Source organism: Chamaesiphon sp. OTE_20_metabat_361 (assembly GCF_031364565.1).
In genome coordinates this window covers 1-2,672 of sequence record NZ_JANLWO010000215.1, presented here as the reverse complement: position 1 = coordinate 2,672, position 2,672 = coordinate 1, and the positions used below count along the sequence as shown (strand labels likewise).

At 45.2% G+C, this 2,672-nt stretch carries 3 protein-coding genes and 1 pseudogene; all 4 read left to right on the top strand.

The annotated features are described in order from the left end of the window. On the top strand, positions 1 to 1,214 hold a 1,214-nt coding region (locus RMO35_RS06110), incomplete at its 5' end, for a tetratricopeptide repeat protein (RefSeq protein ID WP_396135615.1). A 118-nt stretch (positions 1,215 to 1,332) separates the two neighbouring features. Next, on the top strand, positions 1,333 to 1,602 hold the full coding sequence (locus tag RMO35_RS06105; protein ID WP_309739356.1) for a DUF3146 family protein: 270 nt from the start codon (positions 1,333 to 1,335) through the stop codon (positions 1,600 to 1,602). Positions 1,603 to 1,775: 173 nt separating this feature from the next. After that, positions 1,776 to 2,210 carry a hypothetical protein gene (locus RMO35_RS06100; protein WP_309739355.1) on the top strand — a complete coding sequence of 145 codons (435 nt, stop codon included), beginning with the start codon at positions 1,776 to 1,778 and terminating at the stop codon, positions 2,208 to 2,210. A 217-nt stretch (positions 2,211 to 2,427) separates the two neighbouring features. Continuing rightward, positions 2,428 to 2,672: pseudogene (locus tag RMO35_RS06095) on the top strand (Uma2 family endonuclease); the annotation flags it as partial.

Here is a 2,672-nt window from a genome sequence, read left to right as displayed (position 1 = left end):
TATTATGGGATGTCGAATCCGAACGCCAGCTAACTGTGGTTAATTCGCTCAAAAACCGCTCGTTAATTGAATTTCAGTCTGGGATGTATTGGCTGCATCCAGCCATCCGCGAGATCGCGATCGTCAGATTGCGACAGACCGATGACTGGACTAAAACTCATCAGCAAGCCGCTAATTATTGGACTGATTCTGTCGTTAAAATTGTCCATGCCGATACGGCGATTACTGCATTAGAAGCATATTATCATTATCTAGAAATTAGCGACTTCTCCCAAGCAGCCAGCGTATTACTTCAGCCGCGAGATAATCAATGGGGACAGTTTTTACCATTAGCTAGCAATCTTTATCGACTGGGTGCGATTCAGCCAGTATTAGCAGCAATCGTCCAACTCATGCCAAATTTATCCCTCGACCTGCGTTATGCCGAACTTGCGAATATTCTCGGCGATCTATATTCGATCGTCGGTCGCATCGATTTGGCGATCGAGACTCAACAACAAGCAATCGACCATACAACAATTACACTAGTAAATACCGATCGCCACGATCTTTCTCATCCCACCCATTGTCTGAAGATCTTAAATCTTGATTCGCTGCTAAGTATGGGGCTATACCAACTCGATTTATGGGAATTAACCAAAGCAAGCGAACTATTTGAAACAGTCATCGCTAAAGCAAGTAATACTATTCGCGATCGCTGGGCAATGAAAGCGAATGTGTGCTTAGCTTTAGCCCAATCTTATCTGCATAATTTCGATCGAACCAGACAATTACTGACTGAGATTGAAACCCTGACTACTCAACATCAATGGACTGGTAGTAGTGCCTATTTCCTCCAGAAAATCGGACAAACCTATACTAATTTAGGCGATCTCGATCGAGCAAACACAATTTATCAGCAAACCTTGACATTTTGCCAAACCGGGAACTACCTACAAACCCAAGGTCGAACTCTAATTGGTTTAGCACAACTAGAGCGAATCAATGGTAATCTCCAGCAAGCACAAACAAATCATCGCCAATCGATCGAGATCCTCGACAGGCTGGGTGCTAAAAGCGATCTAGCCGCAGCTTACTATCAAGCTGGATGGACATGGCACCAAGTCGGTGATGTCATTGGGAGTCAACTTTACTTAGAGCGCGCTCGCGAACTGTTTACTGAAATCAACGCCCCCCAGCAACTAGCAAAAATTGCAGCGGGGATTTATGAATAGTTTTTACCAGTTGCCGAATATTTCTGGTTAATCGATCGAAATATGCCGATCCCAACCTGAGTTTGTTGAGCTATCATTCATTTAAACATCTATTTTTGGCAGTCTTTCGATCGCAACTATGGCCAAACGCAAATTACCCGAAACAACTGCCCGCGTGCGCGTCACCCATCACTCCTGGCAATTTGGGAAAGTTGTCGGCGAAGTTAGTGCTGGTGAATTTTGTTGGGACTTTCAATGGTGCTGTCGGGAAGGAAACCTCGAATTAATTGTCGAACCCGCACTGGGACGTGCATTAATTCAAGATGCTTTAGGTCGATTTCTGAAACAATGGGACTACCAACTAGAAGCTGGTGGCGATTATGAATTTACTGTTAGAGCAAAATTTTAAGTCTGCTACAGTAATAAATAACAATCGATTTAAAATTTACTTATCCCAGTCACTGTATCGGATCTAGCAACCAACGAACATTTTGGTGGCTAGCGGAGTCAAGAGAAAAGTGTCACAATCAAAATCGACTGTTAAGTCATAGCAAAGTTCAATTTAGATTTTCATCCCTACCTATGAAAAATTTCACTTTAACTGCTGTATCTACCGCAATTTGTGCATCTCTAACTGTTAGCGTCGCTGCTCCCAGCTTCGCTCAACAAACCCCCACAACTACCGCTCCTGCAACTAAAACTGCTCCGGCTGGAAACAACGGACAACCACCATCCATCGAGCAGCTCAAGCTGACTAAGGAGCAGCAAACTAAGCTAATCGAACTGCGGCAATCTGTAATGAAGAAGCAAATTGCCGTTCTCACTCCTGCTCAAGTAAAGCAAGTTGAAGCGGCAAGAAAGCAGGGTCAGGCTCCTAATTTGACACTTACTCCCGCTCAACAAAGTCAACTCAAAGCGATCCAAACCGCAGCCATCGCGCAACAAGACGCAATCCTCACTAAAGAGCAGAAGCAAAAACTTCAAGAAATTAACAAGCAATACGCACCGCAGCGTTAATCCGCAAGCCATGACTGAGGGAGTGCAAATTCTTACCTTCAGTCCCAATCTCGATTTACCCAAGTAGCGACGCTCGTCGCTACTTGGGTTTTCGCTTAGATTCGGTCTTCAGTACATAACCTGAATTTGAGATCCAGTGCAGCGTTACGATCGACGATCGATCGCGGCGGTTGGGATCGTACTAAAATAGCAGTAAGCTCTTCACTCACTAGCTAACATGTACCAGTACGAGCTACCCAGATACCTACCCACCGCTGACGAACTGCCTTGCTCGGACGATACCCCCGTGGACAACGAACTCCAAGAACTCATTCCCAGCCTGCTCAAATCGATTTTACGGATGCTGTGGGAAGAGCGCATGGACTGGTTCTTTGGCATCGACATGGCTATTTACAGCGATCCAGAGCGACCACCGATTGTCCCTGATGGTTTCTTGAGCCTCAATGTCGAGCGCGTTTTTGA